Source organism: Mucilaginibacter sp. 5C4, assembly GCF_034345625.1.
GTDB lineage: Bacteria > Bacteroidota > Bacteroidia > Sphingobacteriales > Sphingobacteriaceae > Mucilaginibacter > Mucilaginibacter aurantiaciroseus.
Genome location: NZ_CP133775.1, coordinates 2041551 through 2057256, shown reverse-complemented (window position 1 = coordinate 2057256; position 15706 = coordinate 2041551). Strand labels below are relative to the sequence as shown.

Annotated in this window: 16 protein-coding genes; 8 read left to right on the top strand and 8 right to left on the bottom strand. The window is 45.8% G+C overall.

Annotation, left to right across the window (positions count from 1 at the left end):
• Positions 1 to 35: 35 nt before the first annotated feature.
• The 3 genes from accC to RHM67_RS09785 all read right to left on the bottom strand — a co-directional run bounded on the left by accC (position 36) and on the right by RHM67_RS09785 (position 3016).
• Positions 36 to 1517, bottom strand: a complete 1482-nt coding sequence (accC, locus tag RHM67_RS09795) for an acetyl-CoA carboxylase biotin carboxylase subunit (RefSeq protein ID WP_322232023.1) — start codon at positions 1515 to 1517, stop codon at positions 36 to 38.
• 403 nt (positions 1518 to 1920) lie between these two features.
• A complete protein-coding gene (locus RHM67_RS09790; protein WP_252757343.1) occupies positions 1921 to 2415 on the bottom strand; it encodes an NADH-quinone oxidoreductase subunit B in 495 nt (164 codons plus the stop codon).
• Positions 2405 to 3016, bottom strand: a complete 612-nt coding sequence (locus RHM67_RS09785) for an NADH-quinone oxidoreductase subunit A (protein ID WP_322232022.1) — start codon at positions 3014 to 3016, stop codon at positions 2405 to 2407. Before RHM67_RS09785 ends, RHM67_RS09790 begins: the two co-directional genes overlap by 11 nt.
• Here RHM67_RS09785 and RHM67_RS09780 point away from each other — a divergent pair.
• A complete protein-coding gene (locus RHM67_RS09780) occupies positions 3015 to 4229 on the top strand; it encodes an NAD(P)/FAD-dependent oxidoreductase (protein WP_322232020.1) in 1215 nt (404 codons plus the stop codon). The two genes, RHM67_RS09785 and RHM67_RS09780, sit on opposite strands and share 2 nt — an antisense overlap.
• Before the next feature lie 800 nt (positions 4230 to 5029).
• Here the strand turns inward: RHM67_RS09780 and RHM67_RS09775 are convergent.
• Both RHM67_RS09775 and RHM67_RS09770 read right to left on the bottom strand, forming a co-directional pair.
• A complete protein-coding gene (locus tag RHM67_RS09775) occupies positions 5030 to 5581 on the bottom strand; it encodes a c-type cytochrome (RefSeq protein WP_322232018.1) in 552 nt (183 codons plus the stop codon).
• Between the two features lie 80 nt (positions 5582 to 5661).
• Positions 5662 to 6507, bottom strand: coding sequence for an SDR family oxidoreductase (locus tag RHM67_RS09770; protein ID WP_322232017.1), 846 nt, complete (start codon positions 6505 to 6507; stop codon positions 5662 to 5664).
• A 114-nt stretch (positions 6508 to 6621) separates the two neighbouring features.
• On the opposite strand from RHM67_RS09770, the gene RHM67_RS09765 reads away from it, so the two are divergent.
• Positions 6622 to 6789, top strand: coding sequence for a hypothetical protein (locus tag RHM67_RS09765; protein WP_322232016.1), 168 nt, complete (start codon positions 6622 to 6624; stop codon positions 6787 to 6789).
• 50 nt (positions 6790 to 6839) lie between these two features.
• Complete coding sequence (locus tag RHM67_RS09760; RefSeq protein ID WP_322232014.1) at positions 6840 to 7019, top strand: hypothetical protein; 180 nt, start codon at positions 6840 to 6842, stop codon at positions 7017 to 7019.
• A 192-nt stretch (positions 7020 to 7211) separates the two neighbouring features.
• On the opposite strand, the gene RHM67_RS09755 is transcribed toward RHM67_RS09760, so the two are convergent.
• Both RHM67_RS09755 and RHM67_RS09750 read right to left on the bottom strand, forming a co-directional pair.
• Positions 7212 to 8297 carry a DNA topoisomerase IB gene (locus RHM67_RS09755; protein ID WP_322232012.1) on the bottom strand — a complete coding sequence of 362 codons (1086 nt, stop codon included), beginning with the start codon at positions 8295 to 8297 and terminating at the stop codon, positions 7212 to 7214.
• Between the two features lie 148 nt (positions 8298 to 8445).
• A complete protein-coding gene (locus tag RHM67_RS09750; RefSeq protein WP_322232011.1) occupies positions 8446 to 9459 on the bottom strand; it encodes a GntG family PLP-dependent aldolase in 1014 nt (337 codons plus the stop codon).
• Positions 9460 to 9501: 42 nt separating this feature from the next.
• Between RHM67_RS09750 and RHM67_RS09745 the strand changes: the two genes are divergently transcribed.
• From RHM67_RS09745 to RHM67_RS09730, 4 genes are all read left to right on the top strand, one after another.
• The gene (locus tag RHM67_RS09745; RefSeq protein ID WP_322232010.1) at positions 9502 to 10155 is read left to right on the top strand and encodes a hypothetical protein; all 654 of its coding nucleotides are present in this window, start codon (positions 9502 to 9504) and stop codon (positions 10153 to 10155) included.
• Between the two features lie 3 nt (positions 10156 to 10158).
• On the top strand, positions 10159 to 10809 hold the full coding sequence (locus RHM67_RS09740) for a hypothetical protein (protein ID WP_322232009.1): 651 nt from the start codon (positions 10159 to 10161) through the stop codon (positions 10807 to 10809).
• Complete coding sequence (locus tag RHM67_RS09735; RefSeq protein ID WP_322232008.1) at positions 10799 to 11506, top strand: hypothetical protein; 708 nt, start codon at positions 10799 to 10801, stop codon at positions 11504 to 11506. Before RHM67_RS09740 ends, RHM67_RS09735 begins: the two co-directional genes overlap by 11 nt.
• Positions 11507 to 11582: 76 nt before the next feature.
• Complete coding sequence (locus RHM67_RS09730; protein ID WP_322232006.1) at positions 11583 to 12665, top strand: AI-2E family transporter; 1083 nt, start codon at positions 11583 to 11585, stop codon at positions 12663 to 12665.
• A 116-nt stretch (positions 12666 to 12781) separates the two neighbouring features.
• Here RHM67_RS09730 and RHM67_RS09725 read toward each other — a convergent pair whose 3' ends face one another.
• Positions 12782 to 14239, bottom strand: a complete 1458-nt coding sequence (locus tag RHM67_RS09725) for an NADP-dependent isocitrate dehydrogenase (RefSeq protein ID WP_322232004.1) — start codon at positions 14237 to 14239, stop codon at positions 12782 to 12784.
• A gap of 194 nt (positions 14240 to 14433) precedes the next feature.
• On the opposite strand from RHM67_RS09725, the gene RHM67_RS09720 reads away from it, so the two are divergent.
• Positions 14434 to 15573, top strand: a complete 1140-nt coding sequence (locus RHM67_RS09720) for a 5-(carboxyamino)imidazole ribonucleotide synthase (protein WP_322232002.1) — start codon at positions 14434 to 14436, stop codon at positions 15571 to 15573.
• The last annotated feature ends 133 nt before the right edge of the window (positions 15574 to 15706 follow it).

Here is a 15706-nt window from a genome sequence, read left to right as displayed (position 1 = left end):
AGATTAACAAAAAAGTCTTCCCTACCGGGAGAGATTTAGAGGGGGCGTCTATTCCTAACCCAATTACTCTCTTCAGCACCAATGGTTTCTGCAACCGCCATTTTCTTTCCGGCCAGTAACTTCTCCATTACCAAGGCAGCGATAAGCGCTTCCGTTTCGTTGCCTGTTTCCAGCGACTCGGGGGTGAAATATTTTTTGACGAAGTGGGTATCAAAGTTGCCCGAGGTGAAAGCATCGTGCTGCATTACAAACTTGCCAAACGGTAAGGTTGTGGTGATGCCGGTGATAATATACTCGTCAATAGCCCTTATCATACGTTCTATAGCCTCTGTACGGTCCTTACCGTAGGTGATCAGCTTGGCAATCATCGGGTCGTAATAGATCGGGATCTCCATGCCTTGCTCAAAGCCGTCATCAACCCTCACGCCGGGGCCTTTAGGGGTAACATAGGTTTGCAGTGTGCCTATATCCGGCAGGAAATTATTGGCGGGGTCTTCGGCATATACGCGCAGTTCCATGGCGTGACCCTGGATCTTCAGGTCGTCTTGCTTAAAGCTGATGGCTTCGCCGCGGGCAATACGGATCTGTTCTTTCACCAGGTCGATGCCGGTGATCAGTTCGGTAACGGGGTGCTCCACCTGCAGGCGGGTGTTCATCTCCAGAAAAAAGAAGTCCAGTTTCTCGTCCATAATAAACTCCACGGTACCTGCGCCGGTGTAATTCACGCTTCTTGCCACATCAACCGCGCATTTCCCCATCGCTGCGCGAATCTCGGGCGTCAATATAAACGATGGCGCTTCTTCTACCACCTTCTGATGGCGGCGCTGTACCGAGCAATCCCGCTCGAAAAGGTGCACAATATTGCCATGCGTATCGCCCAAAACCTGGATCTCGATGTGCCTTGGCGATGAAACATAACGTTCTATAAATACAGCGCCATCGCCAAAGGCCGAAATAGCTTCGGAAACGGCAAGGCCCATTTGTTCTTCAAAATCTTCGGGGGTGTCTACTATGCGCATGCCTTTGCCACCACCACCGGCAGCAGCTTTGATCAGGATGGGGAAACCAACCTCCACGGCGCGGAGCTTGGCTTCGGGCACATCGGTTATGGCTTCCTCAGTGCCGGGCACCATGGGGATATTGTATTTTAAGGCTGCGGCTTTGGCAGATAGCTTGTTACCCATCACTTCCATGGCTTCAGGCGATGGGCCTATTAGTATAAGCCCAGCCTCGCGTACCTGCCTTGCAAAATTGGCGTTTTCACTTAAGAACCCATAACCGGGATGGATGCCTTGGGCACCTGTTTGTTTACAGGCGGCAATGATTTTATCGCCAACAAGGTACGATTGATTGGATGGTGCTGCACCGATAAAAACGGCTTCGTCGGCGTAACGCACATGCAGGGCGTTACGGTCGGCTTCAGAATAAACGGCTACTGTTTTTATACCCATTTCGCGGGCCGAACGCATTACACGTAAAGCGATCTCGCCCCGGTTAGCTACCAATATTTTTTGCATAGAAAACAAATGTAACGGATTAACTGTAAAAAAGAAATGCCATTTCGAAGAGCTCAAAACAGCCCAAATGTTCACGTTCACGTTTGTGAACATACACGATTATTTGCAATTAATTAATAATCAGCGATTTACATTTTAGATTACTGACAATGTAGTGCCACCATATTATTCATTTAAAAGTTTAAAGCAGTTGTTACAAGCATAGCGGGTTGTTGCTGACAACACCAACAAGGGCGGAAAAACTGGAAACGAGTAATAAAAGAGAATTGTTTCGAACGAGGTACAAGGAGAACCGACCTTAGGGAGCTCATCGCAGATAAATCTTATTAGATGAAAAATCGAAGACTTGTCATAATAACAAGATTTCTCGTCGCTGCGCTTCCCTCAAAATAACAATGGTGGTTTAAGCCGGCTGCTCCCCTGCCACTATATGCTCTTTTTCAATCTTTTTTTGCAGTTCCAAAATAGCGCCGATAAGCGCCTCCGGCCTTGGCGGGCAGCCTTGTACGTATACATCAACCGGTATAACCCTGTCAACGCCTTTTACCACGTGGTAGCCATGCTGCCAGTACGGGCCGCCACAGTTGGAGCATGAGCCCATGGAGATCACATATTTAGGATCGGGCATTTGCTCGTAAAGGCGCTTGATGCGCTCGGCCATTTTAAAGGTAACCGTACCGGCTATGATAATCACATCTGATTGACGTGCAGACGGCCTTGGGAAGACCCCAAAACGGTCCAGATCGTACGTAGAAGCCAACGCCCCCATCATTTCTATCGCGCAGCAGGCAATCCCAAAACTTAACGGCCATAATGATGACAGCCTTGCCCAATTAAGCAGGTCATCCATTTTGGTGATCACAATGCCACCGGCTTCGTTGGTCAAATCAGGCGTCATTAGCTGGTTTTTTAAATGATGGTTTAAACATTGGCTTCCTTGGTTCAGCGGCAGAAGTTGTAGTGGCTATAGCAGTTGCAATAGCCGGTTGCGCTATCTCCAGGCTAAACTCTTTTACTTTAAAATTGCCTTGCTGGGCGTTCAGGTCATCGTATAAGTTTTGGGGGATGCGGGCATCTGTTTGCGGCAGGGTAACTTTTGGTTTTATCCAATCGAGGTCGCCTTTTACCCAAACGTAAGCTAAGCCTAATATCAGTATCCCTAAAAAGATGAACATTTCTATCAGTGAGAACCATCCCCAGCGGGAATCAGTTGCTATAATTTCGCGGTTGCCAAATACCGTAGCCCAAGGGAAAACGAACACCATCTCCACATCAAACAGCAAGAAAACCAGCGCGATAACATAAAAGCGCGAGTTGAAAGGCAACCAGGCATTGCCGGTTGGTTCTTCGCCACATTCGTACGTGGTTAGCTTTTCATAATTAGGGTTACGGGGTGCTAAAAGGCGGTTCACAAAAAACAATCCTCCAATAAACACGATACCCGTAATTAAAAAGATAAGTATCTTTCCAAATTCTGATATTTGCGCAACATCATCCATGACAGCAAATTTAACAAAACAATCAACTTTTGACGCTATAATTATTGGCGGCGGCGCCTGCGGGCTTATGTGCGCGGTACAGGCCGGCTTTTTAGGCAAGCAAACTTTGGTATTAGAAAAGAACGATAAAGTAGGTGCCAAGATCCTGATCAGCGGCGGCGGCAGGTGCAATTACACTAACCTTTACGCCACGCATAAACAATTTATATCTCAGAACGAGCATTTCAGCCGCTCGGCCTTGGCGCAATGGACGGTTGATGATACCGTAACCTTTTTTGAAACCTATGGCATTGAAGGGAAAGAAAAAACACTTGGGCAGCTTTTCCCGGTGAGCGACAAAGCAAAAGATGTAGTGAATGTTTTTACAAACCTGTGTAACGACCTTGGCCAGGAGATTTGGTGCGATACCGAGGTTACTGCTGTTGAACAAACCGAAGATGGATTTAATGTCACCATCCTGCGGAACGATAAACAGCAGATTCTGTTTGCCCCGAAAGTGGTTATCGCCAGTGGCGGCCTGCCTATTCAAAAAATGGGCGCTACCGATTTTGGCCTGCGTGTGGCCCGCAAATTTGAGATGGCCATTACCGAAACCTCCCCTGCCCTGGTGCCGCTTACCATCACCGGTAAAGATCAACCATGGTACGAGCAGCTATCGGGCAACAGTATATTTTGCCGTGTGTGGAATGACAGGGCAAGTTTTGAAGAAAACATCCTGTTTACGCATTGGGGCTTAAGTGGCCCTGCAATTTTGCAGATCTCTTCCTACTGGAAACCCGGAGAGCATATTTACATCGACCTGCTGCCCGGCAAAAATATTATCGAGCTGATACTACAGGAACGCGAGCAAAACGGCAAAAAAATGCTGCTGGCCTACCTATCCAACCTGTTCACCCGCAAATTTGCCGAGGCATTGGTAGATTATATACCCGCGGATAAAAACCTGGCATCCCTCACCAAAACTGAGCTTGAAGACATCAGCATACTGCTGCACGAGTTTAAAGTAAAACCAGCCGGCACCAAAGGTTACGACAAAGCCGAGGTAATGACCGGCGGCGTAGATACGAACGAACTATCATCCAAAACCCTCGAAAGCAAAAAAGTACCGGGCCTTTTCTTCGGCGGCGAATGTGTGGATGTTACCGGCTGGCTGGGTGGTTATAACTTTCAATGGGCATGGGCAAGCGGGTTTGTGATAGCGCAGAATTTTTAGGTGTAGATTTAACCACAGAGGGCACGGAGAGAAATCACAGCGGACACAAAAGAACTGCAAAGCGCATCTTTTCCCTCTTGAATGGGGTAAGAGGTAGGTTATACGAAAGGCGTTTTGGGCGTTCCCTACGGGCAGGCTATACGCTCATACTGCACGGGCCTTAGCCGCAAGGCTGGTATCCGCTTCTATCCTTAACGCAATTTTCTGAACCGGGATTGACAGGATTTTAGAATTGAAATGATTTTCTTTTCCCTTGCCATGCTGAACGTTTGAAGCATCTAATATGTACCATGCATCTGCAATTTGGCTGAACCCTAATTTATAGAATTAAAGAATTTTTAGAATTGGTTAAGATAGGTATAGAGGAGCGGTGGGCCGACAAAAAACCGGGGCCGATGGGTAAAGGCTCGTGCGGGGAATGATTTTTTTTGTCTTGATTTATTCACCTGTTGTTTGTTTTTATAGGTGTTCATGAGCTCACTATCGCTCGGTATTTGCTTCCTTTTGTATCAAGAGGAGACGGCGAAACCCTCTTGAGCGCCAAAACAAAAATAAACAGCAGCGAAAAACAAGTAGCCTCCGCGGCAATGAGCGGGCTCGCGTTAATTAAAGCACAGCAAGAACGTAAAACCACAGACCCTGCTTAACACCCCCAACCCCTCTCTTGAGGGGAACTGCTAATCTATCGAAGATTGCCACACTATCGCAATGACGTGTTAAAGAGTTTAAAAGCACAAAGGCCACAAAGAATAATCTCTGTGGCCTTTGTGAAAATCTTTGTGCTCTCTGTGGTTAAAAAACTATTGTTTCTTTTCAACAGGTGGTGCTGGTGGCGGCGGAGGCGGTGTGCCCGGAGCTGTACCTGGTGCTGGCGATGCGCCTGGCGCCCATCCCGGTTGGCCAGGTGCCGGTGCAGGGCTTGGCTGGCGTGGTAAGTCTGATGCCCTAACAACTTCGGGGTGCGATACACCACGGTGGCAGCTGTAGCAATTAACACTGCTTTCCATAATTACACCTGTGCTGTCTTTCTCCGCATGGAAATATTTTTTGTTGATGCCCTGCGTCATTTTATACATTTCGCGGGCCATGTCTTTCTCCGGTTTGCCATCAGCGGCAAAGTCCATTTTTTTGGTATCCTCGTTACGTACGTGGCAAAAGCTACAGCGTGCGCCTAAGGCGTGCTCCCACTCTTCCATCACTTTGTCTATTTCCGCGCCGGTGATGTCTTTGGGTAAAACCTTTAAGTTTTTAAATTTTTCTTCGGCCGGTTTTTTAACCGCGGGTACCATTGCCATAAATACAACGGCAGCTAAAAGGCCTATAGTCGCAAGTAATTTTTTGTTGATTGTCATAATTGTGTAAGCGTATGTTTCAATTTCTAATTTAAAGCAATTAATCCACCCCTACAATATGCCACAAAAATATTACACAATTAATTTAAGAAGGGTTCAATCAGTTCCATACTCAAGTCCCAAAGCCTGTCGCGCCCTAACTCATTGGTTGCCGCGACTGATGAATTTGCAGGTTGGAGGCTCTTAAAATACTTGCCACTTTTAGCATCTATACGGGTTGCTAATGCTAAGTAAATGGTGGTCTGCGCGCCATTCTCGGCCGATATCATGAACGGCCTCGCCAGCGCCATAAGCAATTTACTAAAACCGCTAAGTTTGGTGCCAAAGCCGGTGTTAACCAAACCCGGGTGCAATGCAAAAGCATTAATACCTTTTTTACCATATTTTATAGCCAGCGACCGTGTAAAGTATATATTAAAAAGCTTGGCTGTACCGTAAGCCTTCCAGGCGAAGTATGGGCGTTTTATCCATTGCAGATCGTTAAAGTTTGGTTTGGCCATACGGTGCGCTTCGGAACTTACGTTGATGATGCGCGCATGTCCTTTTTCCAACAAAGGCAAAAGGCATTGCACTAATAAAAAATGGCCAAGGTGGTTTACCGCGAAGGTCATTTCAAAACCGTCTTTACTTTCCTCGCGCCCGGCAAATATGCCGCCTGCGTTATTTATTAATATATTGATAGATAGCAGGCTTCTTTTTAAAATACCTGCGGCGTTGCGCACGCTCTCCAGGTCGGCAAGGTCGCATTGCACCACATAAATATTTTTATTTTTTGTGGCCGATGTAATGTCATGCTTCAAAGCTTCGCCCCGTTCGGTATCACGCACCAAAAGGTACAGCGCATGGTCTTTACGGGCCAGCGCCATGGCGGTTTCTCTACCGATGCCGGATGTAGCCCCGGTTATTACAGTGGTGGTAATGGGCATATTAATAATTTAAACCCGTTTAATTAGCAACCAAATTTAGCACATTTTATGCAATGGCAAAGGCATACAACCTTAAACTATTGGTTATTAAAATGATAGGTTTAAATAAAGCGTATGCATACCCGGGATAACGATGTTAAAGAAGTTGTAATAACCGGTTATGGTACAAAAAATAATATTAAAACTTCGGACACAGCAATTTATTTCGAGGGCGCTCCCGCTCAAACAAATGTTTATCAAACATTTAGTGTTGCCCCGGGCGTATCGGCTAATGGCAGCTAAATTTTATTACTACAGGGGGATACGCTGCACACAACAATACTTTTGATAAAGTGTCAGACAAACTGATCGTAATTGACGGTAAAGTAGCCAGCGAAAAAGGACTAAAAAAATTATCAGCATTTGAGATCGACCGCATGAGCACCAGCAACAGTGCCGATACAGTTAAGAAATACGGCGACAAAGCCAAATATGGTGTGGTTTATATCTACACCAAAAAAGGGAAACAATAATAAGATCAATTAAGTTGTTAACCTAATTTCGAGGGTGATCGGGGCAAGCCTGGTCAACCTTTTTTGTTATACTTTTTGTCATCCTGTTCCGTTAGCCAACGGAGTGGATCTATTATTGAACTGTGCAATCGTTTACAGGTGTAGAGTTAGATGCTTCACTACGTTCAGCATGACAAAGGATTATTGAATATCCTAACTCGCTTCCGCCAGCTTTTCATGCTCTAAAATATCCAGCAACGCTTTTTCGGCAATATTCAATTCTGCAGATTTCACATCTTTATCTTCATCCAGTTTTTTGATGTATTTAAAGATGGTACCTTCCTCGTAACTTTTGATAACCGTTGGGTGCACGTAGTATTTTTTACAAACAGTGCGGGTGTTGCCCAGGTTAATGGCAACCTCATCCAATACGCTTACGATCTTCTTTTTACATTCGGATATAGTATCAAACTCGCCGGCTTCCTTAAAGGCATACAAGGCACTTACACTACCTGCCCAGGTACGGAAATCTTTGGCGGTAAAATCCTCGCCGGTAATCTCTTTAAGGTAGGTATTGATATCGCCCGAGCCTATGGTACATCGGGTGTTGTCGTCGTTATAATATTGGAACAGTTCTTTCCCGGGGATGTCGCGGCATTGCTTAACTAACCTGGCAAGCTTTTTACTTTGCAGGGAAATTTTGTGCATTACCCCCTTTTTGCCTTTAAACTCAAAATTTAGCATGCTGCCTTCAATCTTCACGTGCTTATCCATCAGCGTGGTTAAACCGAAAGAGCCGTAAAGCTTTTTGTATGATTCGTTCCCTACGCGGATGCTGGTGAGTTCCATTAAGCGCACCACCAGGGCAACCACTTTTTCGTGGTCGAGTTTTTGGCGGGCAAGGTCTTTATCCACCTGGTTACGGATGGCAGGCAAATGCGCCGCAAAAGTTTGCAGGCGATGATATTTCGATTGGTTACGGATCTTGTTCCAATAGGTGTGATAACGATATTGCTTGCGCCCGGCGGCATCTGCGCCTGTAAACTGCAGATGCCCGTTATCATAAGGTGAGATCCATACGTTGGTATACGCCGGCGGGATCACCAGTTTGTTGAACCGCTCTTCAAGCTCTTTATCTTTAACGGTTTTGCCATCGGCATCCAGGTACGTCCACCCCTTGCCGCTTTTTTTGCGGGTATAGCCGGGGGTAGAATCTGCAACATAGCGCAGGCCTACCGCTTTAGCAGTTATTTTGGGGTCGCGGCCAATTTTTTCGAGTTTTTTTACGAGGCGGTTCATGTGTAGAATACAACATGATATTGAGGGATAAGTTTTAAAAGCCCCCCTAAATCTCCTCCGGAAGGGGAGACTTTTTGTTCTTTAAGCCCTCCCTACCGGGGAGGGTTTGGGTGGGGCTGCCCTATCTTTCGGGGAGGGTTGGGTGGGGCTACAGCCCTTTCACCACATCCACTACATACTCCACCTGCTCGGCATGCACATCCAAATGGGTTACAAAACGGATGCGGTAGGTATCGGTGCTACTTGCTTTGATGCCTTTTTCAGCAAGTTTGGCCAATATAGCTGCGGCAGGTTCGGTGGTATCAAACAAAACGATGTTGGTTTCTACAGGGACTACATTAGTTACCCAGGGGCACTTAACCAGATCTTCGCCTAAGATGAGGGCGTGGGCGTGATCTATCTTTAAACGCTCTACATGGTGGTCTAAAGCATAAATGCCTGCTGCGGCAAGGAAACCCGCCTGGCGCATGCCTCCGCCTAAAACTTTACGGATACGGCGGGCGTATTTAATGGTCGCTTTATCGGCCAGTAAAACCGAGCCTACAGGTGCGCCTAATCCTTTTGAAAGACATACGGAAATCCCATCGAAATAAGTGCCATAATCAACCGCCTTATCGCCGGTATGGGCAAGGGCATTAAAGATGCGGGCACCATCCAAATGCAGTTTAAGGCCGCGCTGCTTGCACAGTTCGGCAATAGGTTTTATATGATCCAGCGTATAGCAACTACCACCACCTTTGTTTACGGTGTTTTCCAACACCACCAGGCTGGTATGCGGGTAATGGATATTCTCGTCATTTATCTCCCGGGCAATCATTTCGGCGGTTAGTATGCCGCGATAACCATTTAGCAATCTTGTTGATACACCCGAATTAAATGCAATCCCCCCACCCTCGTAACGGTAAACATGCGCGGTTTGGTCGGCAATCAATTCATCCAGCGGCTGGGTAAAACATTTAATGGCTATTTGGTTGGTCATGGTGCCAGACGGGCAGAAGATGGCGGCTTCCATCCCAAACATTGCTGCTGCTTTTTGCTCCAGCGCGTTCACGGTTTCGTCCTCGCCAAAAACATCATCGCCTACTTTGGCGCCCCACATGGCCTCAAGCATCCCCGGTGTTGGTTTTGTTACGGTATCGCTGCGCAGATCAACTGTTATCATGTCAAAAAATTTTTATATTTGGTTTCAAATCTAAACCATTTTATGAAGAAAATCTTCTTACTCCTTTGTATTTTAAGTATTACATTCTCTACTAAAGCGCAATTGTTTGGTAAGCACTATGACGAAGGTTTTTATTATGATTCTGTTGGTGTAAAACACACCGGGCTTATCTCGTGGTCGCCGCCGGCAAAATCAATATTTGGCAACAAGGGCGACCATATCTATTATAAAACTGATAAAAAAGCCGAACAGGTAAAACTTAAAAACACCGAAATAAGATCATTCGGGATGAAGAGGGATACCACCCAGATGGATAGCTTTACCGTAGCCACAAATAAAGATTTTTTAAAAGCCCCCTTCTTACAAGTTTTATTAAATAACGACGTTAAAATATACGCCTTTACCATGATATCAAACAGTGGTGGCGGTATGATGCCGGGCGCAGGCGGTAACATGTTTTTCACGCCGGGTTTTTCTAACAATGATACTAAATACTACTATGGCAGTGACCCTGACAATACCACTCGCCTTGATAAAAAGAATTTTATTGAGATAATGAGTAAGGTACTTGCCAGCAAGCCGTATGTGGTAAAAAGGGTGCAGGATAAAACATTTAAGTTAGGCAAGATAAACGAGCTGATGTACTTTTATCGGACGGATAATTACCCGGCATCGATGCATCGTAATAATAATTAGAAAATGCGCAAAACACTTTTCATACTTATCCTCCTTGCAGGTTCGTTCACTGCCGATGCGCAAAGTACTAACCGCAAATGGTTTGAGGGGAGGCTTTACCATACCAACGGCGAGGTATTCAACGGCCTTATCTCCTGGATGCCACCCCGAAAAGGAGAGTATGAAGATGGCGACATGGTGCTTTACCGCCGCGATGAAATGGCCGAGGCTTTGCCCGTTCCATATTACAAAGTAAACGCGTTTATTATGGGTGATGACAGCATTGTGGTATCGCATAACGTGCTGTTCAAGAACAGTCCGTTTATGACCGTGATGCTGGATAATCCAACCAAATTATACACCAATAAAGTAATGAAGAATGGCATCCCGCTAATGATCAACTCCGGTGGTTTTAGCGGTGGCTTCGGGATGGGCGTAGGTGTGGGTACCTCTATAGGCGGCGGCGTAAAAACCACTTATTACTATGGTAAAACGCCCGATAATGTAATAAAGTTAGAGAAGAAACAATTTATTGAAGTGATGAGCGACCTGATGGCCGATAAACCTGAAGTGGTTGCTAAAATTAAAGACAAAACTTTTCGTTATGGTGATATGGACAACCTGGTGACCTATTACCTAACCGGCCAGATGCCAAAAAAATCATATGACAACTAAGCATAAAAAGCATTTATTTTCGGCAGCGTTTATGGCGCTGTTTATATTACTATCCGGCCAAAAAGCCAGCGCGCAAAAGTGGCTCCCCGGCAATTTTGTTGATGTTAAGGGTGTAAAAATTAACGGCTATATCCACCCCAACCCGGGCGGCCGCGGGCCTTTCGCCGATGAAGGTTTTATTGAATTTAAAGATGAGGAACATTCTACACCATACTATTTAAGCGCCAGGGACCTGCAATCTTTTGTGGCAGGCAGGGATAGCTTTGTGGTAGCCCACGCCCCCGGTAACGAAACCTGGGCTAAAAGAGAGTTTGATTTTGTACGCGTAGCTGTTGACGAGCCCATTAAAATTTATGCAACCCGTGGCGCGGGCAGTGGCGGCGGCGGCAAAAAAGTGCAGGTTGCGCCTGCTGTTGGCTTTGGTACCGGCACTTACGGTACATCATACGGTGGTGGCTTAGGCATCAGTATAGGTGGTAACGGTGGTGGTGGCAATAATGGTAAATTATATTATTACTACGGCGAAAACACGGCCACTATGCAACACCTCACTAACGACAACTTTGTCGATATTATGAGCGAGGTTATGGGTGACGAACCTGAGGTTGTAGCGCAGATAAAAGGCAACCATTTTGGCATCAATAACATCGAAAAACTGATCGTTTACTTTGATAAGATTAAGGCATCGCACCAGTAAAAAAATCCTCCTTTTACATTCGTTAAAACTTTTAGGAGTGTTATGTGTCCTTAGGAGGACAAACCAAATACACATAATGCCCGATAGAAAGCCAAACCCTGAAAAAGCTTCCGGTAAAGAACTTACCTATATTGAAAAAGTATGGCATACCGTTGCCATTGTAGCCCTGCTGGTAGTATCCATACTAATAGCCCGCGTAGCCTTTAACGTGTTATTAATGATATTGGCGGGGTCGCTAATATCGGTATACTTTCATGGCCTGGGCGACCTGATAGAACGCAAAACCAAATGGAGCCGCAAAGTATCTATGACCATATCGGTAGCAGGTACGTTCCTGATATTGGGCGGGTTACTTTGGATAATGGGCACCACCATACAAGGCCAGATAGCTACTTTGAGCGAAAGCCTGCCAGAAACCATCAACAACCTTAAGGCGAAGCTTGGCCAAGGCCCAATAGGCGCCAAAATATTGCAATACTTTGGCAGCGATAATACCGACAAAGTTTTTGCCACCGCGCAAAGCTTTTTTAATACCAGCTTTGGTGTATTAGGCAATATTTATATCATCATCTTCCTGGGGATCTTCTTTTCCACCCATCCGTCGATATACAAAGATGGTATCATCAAGCTATTCCCCGAGCAAAATAAACCGATGGCCAAGAAGGTTATTGACCGTACCAGCCAAGCTTTAAAAGGATGGCTTAAGGGCATGATGCTTTCTATGGTGCTGATTTTTATCATGATAGGTACCGGCCTCTCTATCATTGGCATACCGGTAGCCCTTGTGCTTGCATTACTAACAGGGTTATTAAAGCTAATACCAAACTTTGGCTCGCTGGCGGCAATGATACCCGGCGTATTGCTCGCATTAACTAAGGACCTTAATACCGCCATTATTGTAGCGTTGCTTTACATTGTATCGCAAACCATTGTAAGCAATATTGTAACACCGCTTATCCAAAAAAAGATGATTAATATCCCGCCTGCCCTAACCATCATTAGCCAGGTGCTTATGGGGGTATTGTCGGGCGTGTTAGGTATTATACTGGCAGTGCCGTTGCTATCCATCATTATTATTTTGGTGGATGAGATATACGTCAAAAAAATAAACAACGAAGCTGATGACGAGGTTGGCCGACGAACGGTTGACAGCGACTAACATTTAACCACCATGTCATTTCTCCTCGCTATCGCTCGTTCGAAATGACATTTTAAAATTCAAAAAGCCGCCCACAAACGTGAACGGCTTTTGAATTTTGAATTTTGACTTAAAGTTTACTGCCCCTGCGCAAGTGTGTAACCTATCTTACCGTCAAACTTCATCAGGAACTCTACCGAGCACACTTTAAAATCATCAGACAGGTCGGCAGCGATAAGCAGGATTTCTTTTTGGGTGATCTCAGTACCGTCTTTCTTTTCGAAACGGATGCGGTATTCGTTCACCAACTCGGTAAAGATAGAACCTGTAGGCCATACCTGTGTACCACGGTTAGAGATCATCACCAATTGGAAATTATCGGTTTCTTTGCGTTTTGCCAACTCAGCCAATTCGTTTGGCTGTTTGCTCGATTCCACAAAAACATCCACACCAACCATTTCTTCGGTAGTGGCAGCTTTGGTAACGGTCAGTTTATTTTTTAGGGGATGATCGTGGTTTGCTTTCACTTCCATATCCGGCTGGCCAATAACCGCGCCTTTCGCCGGGATGTGGCCAAGGTTAGCAATTACCGCGTCAGCAAAAGTTTTGGTGTTGGCAGCTTCGGTTACTTTATCACCAAAGTCACCGGTGTGTACGCCTTGTTCAAGCGTGTATAATAACGAGTTTTCTATATCAGCGGCAGCGGTGGTAAAACCTAAGTAACGCAGCATCAAAATACCCGATAGCAATAACGCGGTTGGGTTAGCAATACCACGGCCGGCAATATCCGGTGCGGTACCATGTACAGCTTCAAAAATGGAAATGTTATCGCCAATGTTTGCAGATGGCGCAAAACCAAGCCCACCAACTAAACCGGCACACAGGTCGGATACGATATCGCCTTGTAAATTGGTTAACACAATAGCCTGGAAGATCTCGGGGCGCGAAACCAGTTTCATACAAAGGTCATCCACAATAATATCAGATGATTCGATGTCAGGGTACTCGCGGGCTATTTCGTAGAAAGTCTCCAGGAACAAACCGTCCGTAAGTTTCATAATGTTAGCCTTGTGGCCGCAAGCCAGTTTGGTGTAACCTTTACGGCGGGCCATTTCAAAAGCGTAACGGATAACCTGGGCAGAACCCGGGCGGGTAATGATACGGCGGCCAACGGCAACGTCATTAGTCAGCAAGTGCTCAATGCCTCCGTAAGTATCTTCAATATTTTCGCGAACGATAGTTAAGTTGATCGGGATCCCTGCTTTAGAAAACACGGTATCAACACCATTTAATGAACGGAAATCGCGTTGGTTAGCATAAGTGTTCCACACTTTGCGGGCGGTAACGTTAATGCTTTTTACGCCTTTACCTTTAGGGGTTTCCATTGGGCCTTTAAAAAGCAGGCCTAAACGCTCAATGGTTTCTTTTGCCTGTGCGGTCATCCCGGTGGAGTGGCCTGCATCAAAGTAAGACTTGCCCATTTCTACGTACTCGTAGTCGAGCTGTACGTTTGCGGCTTCAAATATGCGGAGAACGGCGGCCATAATTTCGGGGCCTATACCGTCACCTTTTGCTACTGCTATTTTGGTTTTCATTGATGATATTATGTGGTGTGTAAAAACGCTGCAAAGGTAGGCTTTTTAAGCCTATCTGTAAAGGTTTTAACAGTTATTGTGGTGGAATTGTGACGATAAAATGTGCTTTTGACAGGATTTTTTTTACAGCATATATCTAAGAAATAATTCTTAGACCGCTATTTAAAAGATTTAGGTAAATTTGCAGCCTATACATGAAAGCATTTTACGGCGACTTACGATTAGGGATATTAGGCGGCGGCCAGCTTGGGCGCATGCTAATACAGCAGGCAATAAATTATAACGTTACCGTAAAGGTACTTGACCCCGACCGCGAGGCGCCCTGCCGCCGGCTTTGCAACGAGTTTGTTGTGGGTTCGCTTAGCGATTACGAAACTGTTTACAACTTTGGCAAAAAGGTTGACTTGCTTACCATCGAGATAGAAAAAGTAAATGTTGACGCGCTGGAGCAACTGGAAAAAGAAGGCGTTGTAGTTTACCCGCAGTCGCGCATTATTAGATTGATACAGGATAAAGGCTTGCAAAAGCAGTTCTTTAAAGAGAACGACATCCCAACGGCCGAGTTCCAGGTGATCTCATCGCCAGAGCAATTAAGGGCAAGCCATATCCCCTTCCCATATATTCAGAAATTACGCCGCGATGGTTACGATGGCAAAGGTGTTTACCGCGTTAACGACGAAAGCTCGTTAGCCAATGCCTTTACCGAGCCAAGCCTTATCGAGCGACTTGTCGATTTTGAAAAAGAGATAGGCGTAATAGTAGCCCGCAACGAAAGCGGCGAAGTAAAAACCTTCCCGCTGGTAGAAATGGAGTTTAACCCCGAAGCCAACCTTGTCGAGTTTTTGATCTCGCCTTCTACCCTGCCCTTCGAGGTGCAGATGGAAGCCGAGAACATCGCCAAACGTATAGCCGAAACATTAAATATTGTAGGTATCCTGGCAGTAGAAATGTTCCTGACCAAAGACGGTAAGATATTGGTGAACGAGCTTGCCCCGCGCCCGCATAACAGCGGCCATCAAAGTATTGAGGGTAACGTAGTATCGCAATTTGAGCAGCATCTGCGTGCCATCTTCGACCAGCCACTGGGAGATACAGCCTGCCTCAGCAACGCCATAATGGTAAACATTTTAGGCGAAGCCGGATACGAAGGCCCTGCCGTTTATCAGGGAATAGAAAAGATCTTAAAATGTGCAGGGGTATATGTGCATCTATATGGTAAAGCCTTAACAAAACCTTTCCGCAAAATGGGGCATGTTACTATAATTGATAGTGATAGAGAGAAAGCAATAGAGAAAGCAAGATATGTACAGCAAACGCTGAAAGTTATAGCGTAGTAATTAGTTAGAAACCCGCGCGTCATTGCGAGGAAGAGGCCTCACCTAAATCCTCTCCAAAGGAGAGGACTTTTAAAAAGCGCATCAGAACCCTCTCCTTTGGAGAGGGCAGGGTGAGGCTAAAGAGATTGCT

Bases quoted from the DNA above. Each gene is read 5' to 3' on its own strand.
- accC (WP_322232023.1), bottom strand. From the start codon at position 1,517: ATGCAAAAAATATTGGTAGCTAACCGGGGCGAGATCGCTTTACGTGTA.
- RHM67_RS09790 (WP_252757343.1), bottom strand. From the start codon at position 2,415: ATGACGCCTGATTTGACCAACGAAGCCGGTGGCATTGTGATCACCAAA.
- RHM67_RS09780 (WP_322232020.1), top strand. From the start codon at position 3,015: ATGACAGCAAATTTAACAAAACAATCAACTTTTGACGCTATAATTATT.
- RHM67_RS09785 (WP_322232022.1), bottom strand. From the start codon at position 3,016: ATGGATGATGTTGCGCAAATATCAGAATTTGGAAAGATACTTATCTTT.
- RHM67_RS09775 (WP_322232018.1), bottom strand. From the start codon at position 5,581: ATGACAATCAACAAAAAATTACTTGCGACTATAGGCCTTTTAGCTGCC.
- RHM67_RS09770 (WP_322232017.1), bottom strand. From the start codon at position 6,507: ATGCCCATTACCACCACTGTAATAACCGGGGCTACATCCGGCATCGGT.
- RHM67_RS09765 (WP_322232016.1), top strand. From the start codon at position 6,622: ATGCATACCCGGGATAACGATGTTAAAGAAGTTGTAATAACCGGTTAT.
- RHM67_RS09755 (WP_322232012.1), bottom strand. From the start codon at position 8,297: ATGAACCGCCTCGTAAAAAAACTCGAAAAAATTGGCCGCGACCCCAAA.
- RHM67_RS09750 (WP_322232011.1), bottom strand. From the start codon at position 9,459: ATGATAACAGTTGATCTGCGCAGCGATACCGTAACAAAACCAACACCG.
- RHM67_RS09745 (WP_322232010.1), top strand. From the start codon at position 9,502: ATGAAGAAAATCTTCTTACTCCTTTGTATTTTAAGTATTACATTCTCT.
- RHM67_RS09740 (WP_322232009.1), top strand. From the start codon at position 10,159: ATGCGCAAAACACTTTTCATACTTATCCTCCTTGCAGGTTCGTTCACT.
- RHM67_RS09735 (WP_322232008.1), top strand. From the start codon at position 10,799: ATGACAACTAAGCATAAAAAGCATTTATTTTCGGCAGCGTTTATGGCG.
- RHM67_RS09730 (WP_322232006.1), top strand. From the start codon at position 11,583: ATGCCCGATAGAAAGCCAAACCCTGAAAAAGCTTCCGGTAAAGAACTT.
- RHM67_RS09725 (WP_322232004.1), bottom strand. From the start codon at position 14,239: ATGAAAACCAAAATAGCAGTAGCAAAAGGTGACGGTATAGGCCCCGAA.
- RHM67_RS09720 (WP_322232002.1), top strand. From the start codon at position 14,434: ATGAAAGCATTTTACGGCGACTTACGATTAGGGATATTAGGCGGCGGC.